At 53.5% G+C, this 14,915-nt stretch carries 13 protein-coding genes and 1 pseudogene; 9 read left to right on the forward strand and 5 right to left on the reverse strand.

Going from position 1 to position 14,915, the window contains the following annotated elements:
* The first annotated feature begins 45 nt into the window (after positions 1-45).
* The 7 genes from P3339_RS01860 (at position 46) to gcvH (ending at position 6,666) form a co-directional block, all read left to right on the forward strand.
* Complete coding sequence (locus P3339_RS01860) at positions 46-1,287, forward strand: FAD-dependent monooxygenase (protein ID WP_020414257.1); 1,242 nt, start codon at positions 46-48, stop codon at positions 1,285-1,287.
* Positions 1,288-1,328: 41 nt separating this feature from the next.
* Positions 1,329-2,564, forward strand: coding sequence for a UbiH/UbiF/VisC/COQ6 family ubiquinone biosynthesis hydroxylase (locus tag P3339_RS01865; RefSeq protein WP_020414258.1), 1,236 nt, complete (start codon positions 1,329-1,331; stop codon positions 2,562-2,564).
* 107 nt (positions 2,565-2,671) lie between these two features.
* A complete protein-coding gene (locus P3339_RS01870) occupies positions 2,672-3,676 on the forward strand; it encodes a rhomboid family intramembrane serine protease (RefSeq protein ID WP_282952246.1) in 1,005 nt (334 codons plus the stop codon).
* Positions 3,677-3,806: 130 nt separating this feature from the next.
* Positions 3,807-4,529 (forward strand): CNNM domain-containing protein, encoded by a 723-nt coding sequence (locus P3339_RS01875; protein ID WP_282952247.1) that lies wholly within the window; start codon positions 3,807-3,809, stop codon positions 4,527-4,529.
* The gene (locus P3339_RS01880; RefSeq protein ID WP_282952248.1) at positions 4,445-4,921 is read left to right on the forward strand and encodes a CBS domain-containing protein; all 477 of its coding nucleotides are present in this window, start codon (positions 4,445-4,447) and stop codon (positions 4,919-4,921) included. The genes P3339_RS01875 and P3339_RS01880 overlap by 85 nt, the downstream gene beginning before the upstream one ends.
* Before the next feature lie 203 nt (positions 4,922-5,124).
* A complete protein-coding gene (gcvT, locus tag P3339_RS01885; RefSeq protein ID WP_282952249.1) occupies positions 5,125-6,213 on the forward strand; it encodes a glycine cleavage system aminomethyltransferase GcvT in 1,089 nt (362 codons plus the stop codon).
* A 66-nt stretch (positions 6,214-6,279) separates the two neighbouring features.
* A complete protein-coding gene (gene gcvH, locus P3339_RS01890) occupies positions 6,280-6,666 on the forward strand; it encodes a glycine cleavage system protein GcvH (protein WP_020414262.1) in 387 nt (128 codons plus the stop codon).
* Between the two features lie 70 nt (positions 6,667-6,736).
* Here the strand turns inward: gcvH and ptsP are convergent.
* Positions 6,737-9,003: pseudogene (gene ptsP / locus P3339_RS01895) on the reverse strand (phosphoenolpyruvate--protein phosphotransferase).
* 95 nt (positions 9,004-9,098) lie between these two features.
* Positions 9,099-9,776, reverse strand: coding sequence for an RNA pyrophosphohydrolase (locus P3339_RS01900; RefSeq protein ID WP_020414264.1), 678 nt, complete (start codon positions 9,774-9,776; stop codon positions 9,099-9,101).
* Between the two features lie 168 nt (positions 9,777-9,944).
* Between P3339_RS01900 and P3339_RS01905 the strand changes: the two genes are divergently transcribed.
* Together P3339_RS01905 and P3339_RS01910 are read left to right on the forward strand one after the other, a co-directional pair.
* Positions 9,945-10,610 (forward strand): histidinol-phosphatase, encoded by a 666-nt coding sequence (locus tag P3339_RS01905; protein ID WP_020414265.1) that lies wholly within the window; start codon positions 9,945-9,947, stop codon positions 10,608-10,610.
* A gap of 47 nt (positions 10,611-10,657) precedes the next feature.
* Positions 10,658-11,836, forward strand: coding sequence for an imelysin family protein (locus tag P3339_RS01910; protein WP_282952250.1), 1,179 nt, complete (start codon positions 10,658-10,660; stop codon positions 11,834-11,836).
* Between the two features lie 56 nt (positions 11,837-11,892).
* On the opposite strand, the gene mepK is transcribed toward P3339_RS01910, so the two are convergent.
* The 3 genes from mepK to P3339_RS01925 all read right to left on the reverse strand — a co-directional run bounded on the left by mepK (position 11,893) and on the right by P3339_RS01925 (position 14,907).
* Entirely contained in the window at positions 11,893-12,426 is a 534-nt protein-coding gene (mepK, locus tag P3339_RS01915; RefSeq protein ID WP_020414267.1) for a peptidoglycan L,D-endopeptidase MepK, read from the reverse strand.
* Between the two features lie 1,068 nt (positions 12,427-13,494).
* On the reverse strand, positions 13,495-14,673 hold the full coding sequence (locus tag P3339_RS01920; protein WP_020414268.1) for a L,D-transpeptidase family protein: 1,179 nt from the start codon (positions 14,671-14,673) through the stop codon (positions 13,495-13,497).
* A 27-nt stretch (positions 14,674-14,700) separates the two neighbouring features.
* A complete protein-coding gene (locus tag P3339_RS01925; protein WP_282952251.1) occupies positions 14,701-14,907 on the reverse strand; it encodes a hypothetical protein in 207 nt (68 codons plus the stop codon).
* Between the last annotated feature and the right edge of the window lie 8 nt (positions 14,908-14,915).

Raw genomic sequence — 14,915 nt, forward strand, 5'->3', positions numbered from 1 at the left:
TTACGGGCCCTTTACATTGATGGATAGAGAGCCTGGGGGAGTTTTATGACTGAGGCAGGTCAACAATTTGATGTGGCTATCGTTGGTGGGGGTATGGCCGGTGCCAGTCTGGCGCTTATGCTGGCACATTTTTGCCCTCAGCTGAGTGTTGCACTGCTGGAACAGAGAGCGCTACCTGATGCCTCTGCCAGTGTCCAGTTGCCCAGCTTTGACACCCGCGCCACAGCTATCGCCGCTGGCAGCTTACAGTTATTCCAACAGCTGGGTTTGTGGTCCGCCTTACGTGAATATTGTGCGCCCATCCAGCGTATCCAAGTGAGTGACCGTGGCCACTCTTTTGGCGCATCTCTGTCCACCCATACACAGCAGCAAGCAAGCTTCCAGGGCATGCTCGGTGCTGTGATTGAGAATGCTGCGCTTGGGCCGATCCTGCATCGCGCTTTGGCGGATACAGCGGTGCAATTGTTGGCTCCCGCTAGGGTCAGTCGGGTTCGAATGGATTCCGCAGGGGCACACCTGAATTGGAGTGCCGCTGAGCAGGGCTTTCAATATAAATTGACCACCAGGTTACTGGTTATTGCCGATGGAGTGGAATCGCCCCTATGTCGGCAGTTGGGTATAGAAATTGATACGGTAAAGTACCAACAGAGGGCCCTGGTCACTACTGTTGGTCTACAGCGGGACCATGGTGGCGTCGCTTTTGAGCGATTTACCGCTTTGGGGCCTATGGCGTTGCTGCCTTTGCAGCAACGACAGGGACAACATCGCGCTGCACTGGTGTGGGCTTGTCCAGAGAATGAGGCGGTAGCCCTCTTTACGCTGTCGGAGGAGGAGCGCCTGCTGCGTCTGCAAGAAAATTTTGGCTGGCGTGCGGGCCGTTTTGAGCGGGCTGGAGCCCTACAGGGGTACCCGCTCAGTCTGTCCTTAGCGCGGGAGCAATGGCGCCGCAACCTGGTTTTGGTTGGTAATTGCGCGCACTTCCTGCACCCGGTAGCCGGGCAGGGGTTTAACCTGACTCTGCGCGACTGCTATGCCCTGGCACAGACTTTAGCGGGCGATCGACCTGCGCAGGGTTCAAAAGCAGAATTGGATCGCCTGCGGGCCTATGGTCGATGTCGCAGTTTTGACCAGCAGTTGACTGTTGGGTTTAGTGACCAAATACCGTCACTATTCACATCAGAGAACCCCTTTCAGCAAGTTGTGCGCCAAATGGGTTTGCTCGGCCTTACACTGGTACCGCCGCTGAGAGCGGAGTTTGTCAGCCAGGCGGCAGGATTTGGGCTTTAACGGTGCCCTTGTGAGGGTGCAACAGCGGAATTGGCTTGAATATGAATAGACACCGTTTGGACTTTGCCATTGTTGGCGCAGGTATGGTGGGGATGGCCCAGGCCGCACTGTTGGCGGTGCGCCACCCGGATATGCGTCTTGCCCTGCTGGAGGCCTCCGAGGGGACTGTGCCGGAACCCTCCCAAAATTATGAGCCTCGGGTGGTGGCTTTAACTCAAGCTTCACGGGAGTTACTTGAGGAGGTTGGTGCCTGGGCGGAGATTTCTGCGCGCCGCGCCTGCCCATATGTGGAAATGCGAGTCTGGGATGCCGACGGCACCGGTTCAGTAAGGTTTAACAGCCGCGATGTGCAATTACCAAATCTCGGCCATATTGTAGAAAACAATGTGATTGTTGCTGCTTTGAGGGCCCGGCTTGAGGCACTGCCGAATGTGGAGCTGGTCAATGGCTTTCGTTTGGAAAGTTGGTGGCGAGACTGTGGGCTTTGGCACTTACAGCCGCGTGGTGAGCAGCTCAATGACATAGAAGAGTTGCGTGAGCGGGCCGAGATAGTGCGCACCCGCCTGCTGATTGGGGCCGATGGCGCTCGTTCTAAAGTGCGAGACCTGCTCCGAATTCGCTGCCAGGATACGGATTATCATCAGGCAGCCCTGGTATGTGTCGCTCGCTGCGAAAAGCCTCATCGCCATACCGCTTGGCAGCGTTTCCTGCAGAGTGGCCCCCTGGCATTCCTGCCTCTAGCTGGACTCGGGGATGACAATCACTGTGCCGTTGTCTGGTCGGCGGATGACCCACTCGCTCGGGAGCTGCTGATGTTGGATGACCAGGCCTTCGCTCTGAATCTGGAAAAAGCTTTCGAAAGTCGGCTCGGTAAAGTCGAATCAGTTAGCGAGCGCTTTTCTTTTCCTCTGCGTGCTCGCCATGCGGAGCGCTATCATGGCCCCGGTGCCGTGCTGGTTGGGGACGCGGCCCATAGTATCCATCCTCTGGCTGGACAGGGCGTGAATCTTGGGTTCCAGGATGTGCGTGTTCTCACCGATGAAGTAGACCGTGCCTTGTCCCGCGGGCTGGAACCTGCACACGCCTCGGTGTTGGCGCGTTACGAACGTCGTCGCCGCGGGGATAATGCTGCAACCTTAAAAGCCATGAGTGCGTTTAAATCTCTGTTTGGTGCTGGCGATTTGCACTGGCGCTGGCTGCGCAATACTGGCTTGAGTATGGTGGACGCCAGCCCCATGTTAAAAAAGCGTATCATTCTGCGGGCCATGGCGGTGTAGTGAGAGCTTGCCCCTTGTAATTGCTGTTAAAATATAGCGCCGGTAAGTGCAAAAGGGCCCGTTGGAATGAGTGATGTCAGGCAATCCAATTAGAAGGGTTTACCGATTTGAGCCAGTGGTTAGTTATTTATTCCTTTCCTCTTTCGAAGGATCTCTGTGCACTGGCGCATTTTATTCAACGTTATCAACTGCCGTTGCGAATCGTTGAGGAGAAAAACCGGCAGCAGATAATGACCTTTGATGGCAACCTAGCAGAAGTACTTAAACCCCTGCTGCAGCGCTGGGATGCTGGTGAAGTTGACCTCGACAGGGTCCAGTTACAAGCTGCTCAGCCAAATGGTGCGCCTGATTCGGCAGTTGAAGTGAATGATCCCGAGACGGAATCAGCGCATCAACCTAAAAGAAATGTATCGTCTGAACAGGCACATAACCAAGTCTCAGTGTTACCAAGTTTTCCCCTGGATAAGACACCAGTCAGCCTCTTGTTGATTGCCCTATGTTTTGTTGGCTGGTTTCTGCAAGCGAATAATTTCTCCAGTGCTTTGCTGATCTACCCGGATCAAACGGGCAATCCTCTCTCAGATTCCTCTCTTGCCTGGCATCTACAAAATGGGCAGTGGTGGCGGTTGTTGACACCAGCTATTGTGCACTTTTCCCTGCCCCATGCTTTGTTCAATGCTTTGGGTATTTGGATATTAGGTCGGCCATTGGAGGCCCGGGGTGGCAGCCTCATGTATACGTTGCTGGTACTTATCGGGGCTATCGCCTCCAATCTTTCCCAGTATTTGTGGGAGCCGAGGGTTCTTTTTGGTGGTATGTCTGGAGTGGTGTATGGCCTTGTAGGGTTTGCTTTGGTAGTGCAGCGTTTTCAGCCAGCATGGCGTGATATTCCCGTAGGTATTATCACCGTGGCTTTGGCTTGGCTGGTTTTATGCGCTTTGGGGGTTGTGACATTTTTCACCGGAGTCGGGGTTGCAAACGCAGCACATATAGGGGGCTTCGTTAGCGGCTTGGTCGTTGCTTTAGTGTATTGCGTTGTGGGCGGGGGCGGAAGTTTATTCCAGGCTGAACCGCTCCCTAAGGTGCACTTGCGTTTGTTGTTCCTGTTTTGATAAGTGGGGCCTTGTCCGGCTGTTATTGGCCCATTTGATAATATTTTTGCTTTTTTAGCTTGTTACAGGCTTGTTGTGTCGTTGGCAGTACGCAAAAATTCAATTCCAGTTTTTCTGTAACCAGGGATATATGCTTCTCTTAATTACTTATGTATTTATCGCTCTCGGTTTCTCATTTTTGTGCTCTATAGCCGAGTCCGTCATTCTCAGTGTAACAACGCCCTACGTGCGACTATTGGAGCGCGAGGGACATAAGGCCGGCCCTCTGCTACGTAAACTCAAGGGGGATATCAATGCGCCCCTGGCCGCAATTCTTACCCTGAATACCATCGCTCATACCGCCGGTGCTGCCGGGGCTGGAGCCCAGGCAGCGGCGGTTTTTGGCAATCAATACCTGGGAATTGCCTCTGCGATCCTGACACTGTTAATTCTGGTTTTTTCTGAGATTATCCCCAAAACCCTGGGAGCGGTTTATTGGCGTCAACTGGCACCATTTACTGCTTACGGGTTGCGGGGGCTGGTTTGGCTGCTCTATCCGTTTGTCAAAATGTCTGAAATGTTAACCCGCGGCCTCTCCCATGGGCCGACCCTGACCGGCTTTAGCCGCGATGAATTTGCGATTATGGCCGAGATTGGTGAGGCTGAGGGCCAGCTGGAACAGCGTGAGTCCAATATTTTACGCAATCTCTTTTTTACCCTGCGGGATCACTCGGTACGAGAGGTGATGACTCCACGCACCGTGGTTTTTTCCTGCCCCAGGATGCAACATTGGCTGAGGCTTATGAGGAAGTTGAAAAAGGGCGCTTCTCGCGTATCCCTGTTTATGAAAATCGCGATCCAGATTGCGTTGTAGGTTTTGTACTTAAACAGGAGCTTTTACTTGCTTATGCCAAGGGAGAGCGCGAGCGTAAGTTGGAGGATTTCCGCCGTGAGATGCTGATGCTGCCGGAAACTGCCACGATCTATCAGGCCTTCCAGAAAATGCTATCTCGTCGGGTGCAGATCAGCGCAGTGCTGGATGAGTATGGTGGCCTTGAGGGATTGATCACCCTTGAGGATCTTCTTGAGACCTTGCTCGGTGAAGAGATTGTCGATGAGGCTGATAAAACCCCTGATCGCCAGGAGTTGGCTAAGCGGCTGTGGCGTTGGCGCTCCAAAAAATATGGTCTAAAGGTGGACGAATCGGCTCAAGAAGAGAAAAAACCAGAAGAAAGCAATAAGGAGAGTGAGCGTCCGCGGGACTAATCTATCCGCTCTTCATGCCACTTTTTTTACTACCGGTGGCACCAGCGGAATCTTTGACGGCCTCCGGCATTCTGTGCAGGTTTTAGTCCCGGCGGCTGCTAAGCTTGCTGACCATAAATGTCGCCGCGGATAGCCTGCTGGCAAGGTTTGTACTCAAGCCGCTAGAATACGCCGCTTCGGAACCTGACGGACTGAGAATTAAGATGGGAAACAGAACGCCTTTGTATGACACACATGTCGCCATGGGTGGCAAAATAGTGGACTTCGGTGGATGGGACATGCCGCTACACTACGGCTCCCAGCTGGATGAGCATAATAAGGTGCGCACCGATGCGGGGATGTTCGATGTCTCCCACATGACCGTAGTAGATGTCGATGGGCCCGCTGCTCGCGACTACCTGCGTTATTTGCTGGCCAATGATGTGGCCAAGCTAGACGGCAAGCCTGGCAAGGCTCTCTACACTGGTATGCTCAATGACCAAGGCGGTGTAATCGACGACTTGATCGTTTACCTGCGTGATCCTGGTTATCGAGTGGTGGTGAACTGCGCGACCCGCGACAAAGACTTAGCCTGGATGAACAAGCAGGCAGAATCTTTTGATGTGACTCTCACAGAGCGTCCTCATCTTGCAATGATCGCTATCCAAGGTCCCAATGCAATCGCTAAAACCAAGGAAGTCCTGGGTATCGACTGGACTGCGGCAATCGATGCGTTGAAAGTATTTGAAAGTGTGGCCCGTGGTGATTGGTTTGTGGCGCGCACCGGTTATACCGGTGAAGATGGCCTGGAAATCATGCTCTCGGGTGAGGACGCCAGCGGCTTCTGGCGCGCTCTCGCCGATGCTGGCGTAGCGCCTTGTGGTTTGGGTGCTCGCGATACTCTGCGTCTGGAAGCCGGTATGAACCTCTACGGCCACGAAATGGATGAAGAGACTTCCCCACTGGTGGCCAATATGGCTTGGACCGTCGCCTGGGAGCCGGAAGGCCGCAACTTTATTGGCCGTGCAGTCTTGGAAGAAGAAAAAGCGCAGGGCGTTAAGCACAAGCTGGTTGGTCTGGTCCTGGAGGAGCGCGGTGTACTGCGGGCGGGCCAACAGGTGGTGGTAGACGGTACAGAAGAGCGCGGTATCATTACCAGCGGGACCTTCTCGCCGACCCTGGGTTACTCCATTGCCATGGCGCGGGTACCGGTCAGTGTTGGCGATACCGCTGAGGTGGAAATCCGCAAAAAGCTGCAGCCAGTCAGGGTGGTGAAGCCCTGTTTCGTGCGCAATGGCAAATCGGTTATTTAAGCGTCGCCCGCAGGTGTACGCGTTGGCAAGACAATAAATTCAGATGCTTAATCAAGGGATAACAGCATGAGCGAAATCCGCAATGAACTGAAATACCTCTCCAGCCACGAGTGGGCGCGCCTGGAAGAGGATGGCACCGTAACTATCGGCATCAGCGATCACGCTCAGGATGCTCTGGGCGACGTGGTATACGTTGAAACCCCCGAAGTTGGCAGCACCCTGGCTGCAGGAGATGAGGCTGGTGTGGTCGAGTCGGTGAAAGCTGCCAGCGATATTTACTCCCCCGTTTCCGGTGAGGTTGTCGCGGTGAACGAGGCTCTGGAAGACTCTCCGGAAACCGTGAATTCTTCCCCTTACGATGATGGCTGGTTCTTCCGTATCAAGCCCAGTGACGTGAGTGAGCTGGACAATATGTTGGATGCCGAGGCGTATCGCGAGGAGTCAGCGGAGTAATTACTTCCTGCTCTCAAACAAAAAAGCCGCTGCCAAATGCAGCGGCTTTTTTGTTTGAAGAGTATCGGACTTAATGCCGTGCACTTGCTGGGCGCAGAATATTTTTGAGGCCGATCCTCTGCAAAAAGGCGCTCACGGTTTGTTCAATCTCGTCAGCGCAATCCATTTTGAGCACCTGGTGTAGAAGCAGCTCGGTATCTGCCTGGCGCACAGCGCGCAAGGTAGCCTTTACCCTTGGCAAATTGGTGGCATTCATCGATAGTCTGTCATAGCCCATTGCCACTAACAGCAGCGCCCCCCGGGTTCGCCGGCCAGCTCTCCACAGATGCTCACCTTGGTGCCCTCTGCATGTGCAATGGTGACGATTTCCTGTAGCGCGCGAAGCACCGCGGGATGGAGGGCGTGATAGATATTGGCTACACGTGTGTTGTTGCGGTCTACCGCTAACAGATACTGGGTCAGGTCGTTACTACCTACTGAGATAAAGTCGGCGCGCTCGGCCAGCTCGCGAATCTGGTAAATGGCTGAAGGCACTTCCACCATGACACCAACCGGCGGCATTTCAATCTCATACCCTTCTTCCAGCAGCTCTCCGTAGGCGCGTTCTATTAACCTGCGCGCAGCTTCCAGTTCATTGAGCCCGCTGATCATTGGTAACATGATACGCAGGTTGTTGAGCCCTAAGCTGGCTTTCATCATGGCGCGCACCTGCGCCAGGAATATTTCCGGATGGTCCAGGGTAACGCGGATACCGCGCCAGCCGAGGAAGGGGTTAGTTTCTTCGATAGGGAAGTAGGCCAGCGCCTTATCGCCACCGACATCCAGGGTTCGCATGGTGACCGGCATGGGCGCGAAGGCCTCCAGCTGTTCCCGGTAGATTTCCCGCTGCTCTTCCTCAGAGGGGAAGCGGTCGCGCAGCAGGAAAGGTACTTCAGTCCGAAATAGGCCCACGCCTTCCGCACCTCGTTCCAGGGAGCGCACTACATCGGCCATTAGCCCGGTATTAACTAGCAGGCAAACCCGGTGGCCATCAGCTGTTTCCGCTGGTAGCCCGGCCATATGGTCGAGGCTACGGGCAAGCTGGTGTTCCTCCTCCACAATATCGTCATAGCGGCGCTTCAGTTCCGCGCCGGGATGGATATGTAGGTCGCCCCGATAGCCGTCCACAACCATATCGACACCATCGATAGTCTCATAGGGGAGATCCTGCACCCCCATAATGGCAGGCAGACCCATGGCCCGGGCAATGATAGCTACGTGGCTATTGGAGGAGCCCTTTACAGAGACGGCGCCGATTAACTTTTCCCGTGGGACCTCAGCCAATACAGCCGCTGTTAACTCCTCTCCCACGAGAATGGTGTTATCCGGGTAGTCTCGCTCGCTCTGCTGGCGTTGATGCAGATGTGAGAGAACCCTGGAGCCCAGGTCGCGAACATCGGCTGCCCTGTCGCGAAAATAAGAATCGGACATGGCTTCAAAGCGCCTTACATGTTCGAGCATGACCTCGGCCCAGGCCCTGGGGGCACTCAATTGCTGTTGGATACGGTCGCAGACTTCAACGGCGAGAGAGTTATCGTCCAGCATACTGATATAGGCGTCGAACAGCGCACGCTCCTCGCGGTTCAGGTCTCCTTTGAGCCTTTCTCCTACTTCGCGGATTTCTTCCCTGGCAGTGCTGAGTGCTTGCTGGAATAAGGCGAGTTCGTCCTCAATATCCAAGCACAGGGAATAGGGCACGGTGGCCAGGTTGGCCTGGGGGGTGACAATATGTGCACGACCGATGGCAATGCCAGGTGAGGCGGCAATACCGGAGAAATGGGTTTCCTGGCGCTGCCTACGGATGGTGGCCAGCATACCGGTGGCCTCCGCATGCGCTATAACCCCGGCCAATTGAGCGGACAGTGTGACCAGGAAGGCTTCCTCACCCTCATCGAAACGGCGCTCTTCCTCCTGCTGGACAACCAAAACACCAAGTACGGTGCGGTGGTGAATAATCGGCGTGCCCAGAAAAGCGCTAAAGCGCTCCTCGCCAGTGGAGGGAAAATACTGGAAGGCGGGGTGAGCTTCGGCCTTTTCCAGGTTAATGGGCTCTTCGCGGGTAACCACGTTGCCCACAAGGCCCTCGCCAGGCGCCAAGTGCACTTGACCCACGGCACTTGGGAGCAGGCCATCGGTGGCCATCAGGACATAATTTCCGGATTGTTTGTCACGAAGGTATACGGAGCAGACCCGGGTATGCATCACTTCACGCACACGTCGAACAATAATTTCGAGCACCGCAGGAAGGTCTCTGGCGGTGTTTACTTCTTGAACGATACTACGTAAAGATCCGAGCAATGGCCTGTCCTCGCCAATCAACGGAGAAATTTATAGGCCCAGGGCTAACCTGGGGCCAGAGGAGGTGCGGAGCCGCACCAGGAGCAGGTTTCGGGTCACTCACCCTTGTCGCGCAGCCAGCGTCTTTCCAGCTGAAGCTGTTGGGGGGCCAGCTCGGTCAAAGCACGACGGTAAACCTCGCGCTTGAAAGTGACTACTTTACTCAGTGGATGCCAATAATTCACCCAGCGCCAGTGGTCGAATTCAGGTTTGTAGCCATTATCGAAGCTGATAGAGGACTCCTGCGCTTCCAGCTTCAGCAAAAACCACTTTTGTTTTTGCCCTATACACAGTGGCTCAGAGCGTCGACGAATCAGTCGCTGAGGCAGGCGATATCTCAGCCAGCCACGAGTACAGGCAATCAGACTGACTTGATCGCGAGTAAGGCCAATTTCCTCGTACAGTTCCCTATATAGCGCCTGTTCTGGGGTTTCGCCTGGGTTTATACCTCCCTGGGGAAATTGCCAGGCGTCCTTGCCACCTACCCGCCTAGCCCACAGTGCCTGACCGCGGACATTCAGCACAATGATACCGACATTGGGGCGGAAACCCTCGGTATCTATATTGCTGCTGTTTTCGCTACCCTGGCCCCGGTTGCGGTTGTTGGCTGCGGGGTTATCGGTGCGATTTGACTGTTTGGCGGGCCTACGGCGGTTTCTTCGCCCGGCTTGTGCCGGCTTGCCGTCGCCCAAAATACCGTCCTCAATACTGTTGTGTGTTGCCGTGCGCAGCACTTACTTGTCCCGCATTGTTCCACAGAGGTGGGTTTACAGCAATTCAGTGACGTAGTCCGTGTGATACGGGCAAGTGCGAGGTAAAATTGACTGCCGCTACGTTGATGGTGGCCTGACCATGGCGGTGAAATACCCTTTGGGAATCTATAGTTTACGGGGGAGCTGGCGGTGCATCTGGCAATATTTGATCTCGATAATACATTGATCGGTGGAGACAGTGATCACGCCTGGGGCGAGTTCCTTGTGGATCGGGAGCATGTGGATAGTGAGCGCTATCGCTCCACCAATGACCGCTTCTACCAGGATTATCAACGTGGTGATCTGGATATTTTTGCCTATCTGGAATTCGCTTTGGAACCATTGTCGCAGATTTCACGCGGTCAACTGGAAAACCTGCAGAGCGAATTTATGCAGGAAGTGGTCAGTGAGTTGTGGTTGCCTGCGGCGCAGGAGTTGATCGGCGAACATCGCCGCAAAGGGCATCACATTATGATTATCACAGCCACTAATCGTTTTGTGGTAGAGCCCATTGCCGCGCGTCTGGGAGTAGACACGTTGTTGGCTACAGAGCCCGAAGAATTAGAGGGCCGGTTTACTGGGCGGGTTGTCGGAGAGCCCTGTTACCAGGCCGGCAAGGTGCTGCGCCTGCGCCAATGGCTGGCGCATAACCCAGAGTTTGAAAGCAGGGAGAAATGGTTTTATAGCGATTCCATTAATGACCTGCCCCTATTGGCCGAAGTGGAGCACCCGGTGGCTGTAGATCCCGACGCGCGCCTGCGTGTAGAGGCAGAAGCGCGCGGTTGGCCAGTTATCAGCTTGCGGGAGAGCCGCTGAATTGCGTAGCCAAGATCTTTGCGGTGATGGGAATAATGAGGAATTGAGTGAACGGACATAGCATTCGGTATCTGGTTGTGGTGCTCTTGCTCGGTGGCTTGGCGCTCACATTGGGATGTGAGAAGGAGCCCGTGGAACCGCCCAAGACTCTTCGGGATGTGGCGCCGCAACAGATCAGTGAACAGGCGGCCTCAGACCTTTCTCTGGCAATTTGGCAGGCGGGACAGGCCCAGGTACTCCACACGCATGCATCAGTGGAAACTTTACAGCGCGCAGTTAAAGCTCTACTGGCAAATCCCAGTGAGGACCAGCTTGAAGAGGCCAGGCTCTCCTGGCTGGATGCACACCGGGAGTTTGCGGCAACCCTTCCCTATATACAGTTGGCGTTTTCCCCGGTGGACTTGCGTAGCCAGGGGCGCAAGTTGATGCTGGCATTGGACAGTTGGCCAGCCCAGGCTGGCTACCTGGATACGGTGCCAGGGTATTCAGACAGCGGCATTGTCAATGACACTGCAATCGAGCTGACCCTGGCTAATTTACGTAAGCAACACAGGCTTACCGCCCATGAGGAAGCCAGTACGGGGTTTCATGCCTTGGAAGTCATGCTTTGGGGGCCCACGGGAGAGCGCACTGCAGAGGACTTTATCCCCGATAGTAACGGTGAGAAACCTGAGGCGCTGGCGGTGAATCGTCGCCGCGAACTGACCCGGCTGATTGCCAAGGGTATGGAAGAGGATATGGCCGGTCTCGCGCGCCGTTGGCCGACTTCAGCCAATAATTTGTCACGTGAGTATCTGTCTCTGGGGCCTGTGGCACGGCTGCAGCAAATTCGTGCTGCGCATACTCAGGTAATTGATGAACAAGTATTACGGCGCCTTCCCGAGGGCTCAGAGAGTGACGTGGAAAGTGGTCGGGCTGCGGATTCTAAGCAGGCTCTGTTGGGCATCATGGCGACTTTACAGTCCAACTGGATACCTACCGGTGGTGGCGGCATGGCGGAAGTATTGCTTGACCGTCATCAGGTCAGTGCACTGGAAGAGACTTTTTCGGATTTTGAGGCCTTGTTGCTGAAGATGGAGGATCCGTTTGAGCTGGCTGAGCCGGGGCAATTGGTGCGGGCGCGTAAACTGCTTGAACGTATGGCGGGTTTGATGGCAGGAACAACCCAGGTTCCGTTATCGGAAAAGGATGTTATGCCGGTATCCCTGCCTACGATAGGGAACTGATCAAAATAAAACCCCGGCAATGGCCGGGGTTTTTGATTTGGAATACTTTCTCAGTCTTACCAGCGACGTACAGGGCCAGTATCTACATGGACGAAGTTACTTTTCGGATAGTAGCCAACACCGCCTGCTTTTAGAGCCAGTGCCGCCTGTCGCAGTTTTGACAGTGGGACGCCCGGCATGCGGATATCCAGGGCCATACCACGAGTATGGTAACTGCGCTTGGCAACTCCGCGGCCTGCAGCACGCAACTTGGCGTTGGTCTTGGCCGATCGGTATCCCGAGATAATCTCGATGGTACCTGTGTAATTGAACTTTTCCTTCAGCTTATACACGATATCCAACAGTTTCGGGTCCATTCGAGTCACTTCGTTGGCTCGGTGGTCGCGCAGCAATTTGTTGAATTGTTTCAAGCCATTGCTGCTGTAGTCTCCGTTAGCCCAGTAGGCGGCCTCCAGCTTCTCCCCTGTGTGCAGGTTGCGCATCTTCAGGGTGCGGGAGCTACCTACTTTAGCGAAAGTCGGTCCGGCGCTGACCGCCGCCGCAGTTGCGCAGGTCACTGCCAGGAATCGACGTCTGGATGGATTCTTCATAATTCCGCCTCGTCGTTAATTCTCTTCGGAGCGCGTCGGATAGCGCATCCGGGTACGGCGGAAAATGTACAAAAAATAACCAGTTGTTACAAATTTGCAGCTGCTAATTCGGAAATAATCATACCGCTATGCTGGTAAATTTTTTCTCTTATGCTACCGGCGGGTGGAAATTTTCCAGAAATAACTCAAGGATACCTGTTAGCAATGAGACAGCGTTGTCATTTTGTTGCCAACGTTAAAAAAACATTTTTCTGCGACTGTTAGGTTCCATAGGGCTGGGAAAGTGATAGAAAAGTGGGGCTCGGACACGGTAAGAGGCCTATTACCTACTCTTTTGAGAGCTATTCAAATATACGAAGAGTGCTGCTGGTAGGTTGTTAGAAAGCCCTATGTAGCATGGGAGAAAGTCCACCTCTATCTATTACCCCTCCCCTTTGAATGTATATACATGTATATACAACATTGAGGGTATGATTCCTACATATCCTTCAGATAGATACTTTATCCCGATGTGATGGTTGTGGATAAGAGTGCGCCTGATTGGTGTAAGTAAAAGTTCTGCAGGATGCTTCATATTTTTATTAAATAAGAATGTTGGCCACAGTACTCCTTTTTTAATTCTTGCAAAGCTATAGAATTCTGCGATCTCGGTTACCCATTGCTATAAATCTTAGCTGGGGTTTGTGGCTAAAGTTGCCTTTGCGACCTTCTTTTTTCAGTACTTAAAAACTACCGTAGGCTGCAGCCGTTTTTACAGTTTTGAGAATTGTAACTCTATCAGTATTCAATGTGTGTTGGACTTTTTAGTCGAAATAGAGCCTTTAGCTAAATAACCAGAAAGAAAATCAAGTTGTTCAATTCCATATCTTAGCGCTATGGGGCTTTTGAATCTGATTTTTTAAGAATTGAGATTTTTCCTAAAGATACCGTAAAAGCGCTGTGCTTCTTTCATTACAAAAACGTTTAGCCCAGATGACTAAAATTTTGTTCGCGTTTATTTCACTATTTTTTTAGGTTTTAAAGCGTAGATAATTTTCAGGTTGTCAAAAATCGGACTCACTTGTGGAGCTAGTTCAGAGGGGCCTGATGTTTATCGCGGTGATAAATATCCTGACGGAACTGTGGGCGCCCATGGGTATCTATCCAGGCTGTCATATAGACAATAAAAAGCCGTGGGGCGGGCTTGATCGGAACATTGAGGACCTCACTGCCGGTTGTGGCCTGAGCAACGCGAGTTCTGTCCCATCCCTGAGACTCAAGAAGTGAGTAAGCTAACTCTTCCGGCTGCTGGAGCCGTACACACCCGTGGCTGAATGCTCGCTGTTGTTCTGAAAATAGGCTCTGGGCCTGAGTATCGTGTAGAAAGATTGCCTGCTTATTGGGAATAACAAATTTTACTTTGCCGAGGGTGTTGTCAGGACCGCTCACCTGACGCAAGGTGGCGTGGCCACCGGCTGCACGGGCGAGGCTTTCATCGGTAATTGGTGATGTGGCTCCGCTACGATATTGAACTACTCGGTAGCCACGACGGTGCATGGCGGCGGGGTTGTGTCGCGCCTTGGGGAGGAGTTCGGTAATCAGAATGCTTCGCGGCACTGTCCAGGTGGGATTGAAGACGACACTGGTAATACGGCTGTGCATGTTCGGTGTACGGGTGCTACTTTTGCCAACCACTGTTTTCATGTCCAGCTTAACCTGTCCATTCTCGACCAACTGCAATCGGTAGCTGGGAATATTGACCAATATATAGCGGCCATCCTCGGGAAGGGATAGTTGGTCCCAGCGATCCGCATTCAGGGTCATTTGCCTAGCGCGCTCAACGGGGGAAACTGACAGGGCGGAGAGAGTTTCATTATCGGCAACCCCGGTGGCGGGAAGTCCGTGGCGGCGCTGAAAATTTTCAAGGGCTGACTGTAGGGCGCTGTCGAAGCGCAAGTGATCCTTCTGAGGGGCTGACGCAGGTCCCGGTTGCCCGCGATAGTCTCCATATAGTTCAAGCAATTTGCGCAATTGCAGCACGCGTAAGTCTTTATCCCCTGCCTGAAGAGGGCCCCCTTCATTAATGGGCCGCCAGCGTTTGGCAATCTCCCGATAATGGTTGGCTTCAGAGCGCAGTTGATTACTGATATTGACTGGGTTTAGAGCCACAGATTCCTTAGTTGCCATGGCAATGTGTATTGGCGTCGCAGAGGCGATAGCCAAACTGAGTAAGGCTGCTAGGCCTAGATGGCGGGGAATCTTGACCATAAATAACTCCCGTGGTGATACTTGTGCTTAACCACGGTTTGTCCCCGCACCGGCTTTATCACGTTGGTAAATATCCGGTCGGAACTGTAGCTGTCCATGCTCATCCACCCAGGCAGTCCAATAGGCGATATAGACCGGAAGAGGATTTTTCAGTTGTACGCCATGGGTGCGGCTACTCATCAGTGCCCGGTCTATGCGCGCCCTATTCCAGCGATTTTGTTGAGCCAGCATCATGCGGGCAA

This window comes from Microbulbifer sp. MLAF003, from assembly GCF_030012965.1.
GTDB classification, from domain to species: domain Bacteria; phylum Pseudomonadota; class Gammaproteobacteria; order Pseudomonadales; family Cellvibrionaceae; genus Microbulbifer; species Microbulbifer variabilis.

Excerpts from the sequence above, each read along its gene's own strand:
- P3339_RS01860 (WP_020414257.1), top strand. The coding sequence starts at position 46 with ATGACTGAGGCAGGTCAACAATTTGATGTGGCTATCGTTGGTGGGGGT.
- P3339_RS01865 (WP_020414258.1), top strand. The coding sequence starts at position 1,329 with ATGAATAGACACCGTTTGGACTTTGCCATTGTTGGCGCAGGTATGGTG.
- P3339_RS01875 (WP_282952247.1), top strand. The coding sequence starts at position 3,807 with ATGCTTCTCTTAATTACTTATGTATTTATCGCTCTCGGTTTCTCATTT.
- gcvT (WP_282952249.1), top strand. The coding sequence starts at position 5,125 with ATGGGAAACAGAACGCCTTTGTATGACACACATGTCGCCATGGGTGGC.
- gcvH (WP_020414262.1), top strand. The coding sequence starts at position 6,280 with ATGAGCGAAATCCGCAATGAACTGAAATACCTCTCCAGCCACGAGTGG.
- mepK (WP_020414267.1), bottom strand. The coding sequence starts at position 12,426 with ATGAAGAATCCATCCAGACGTCGATTCCTGGCAGTGACCTGCGCAACT.
- P3339_RS01920 (WP_020414268.1), bottom strand. The coding sequence starts at position 14,673 with ATGGTCAAGATTCCCCGCCATCTAGGCCTAGCAGCCTTACTCAGTTTG.
- P3339_RS01925 (WP_282952251.1), bottom strand. The coding sequence starts at position 14,907 with ATGATGCTGGCTCAACAAAATCGCTGGAATAGGGCGCGCATAGACCGG.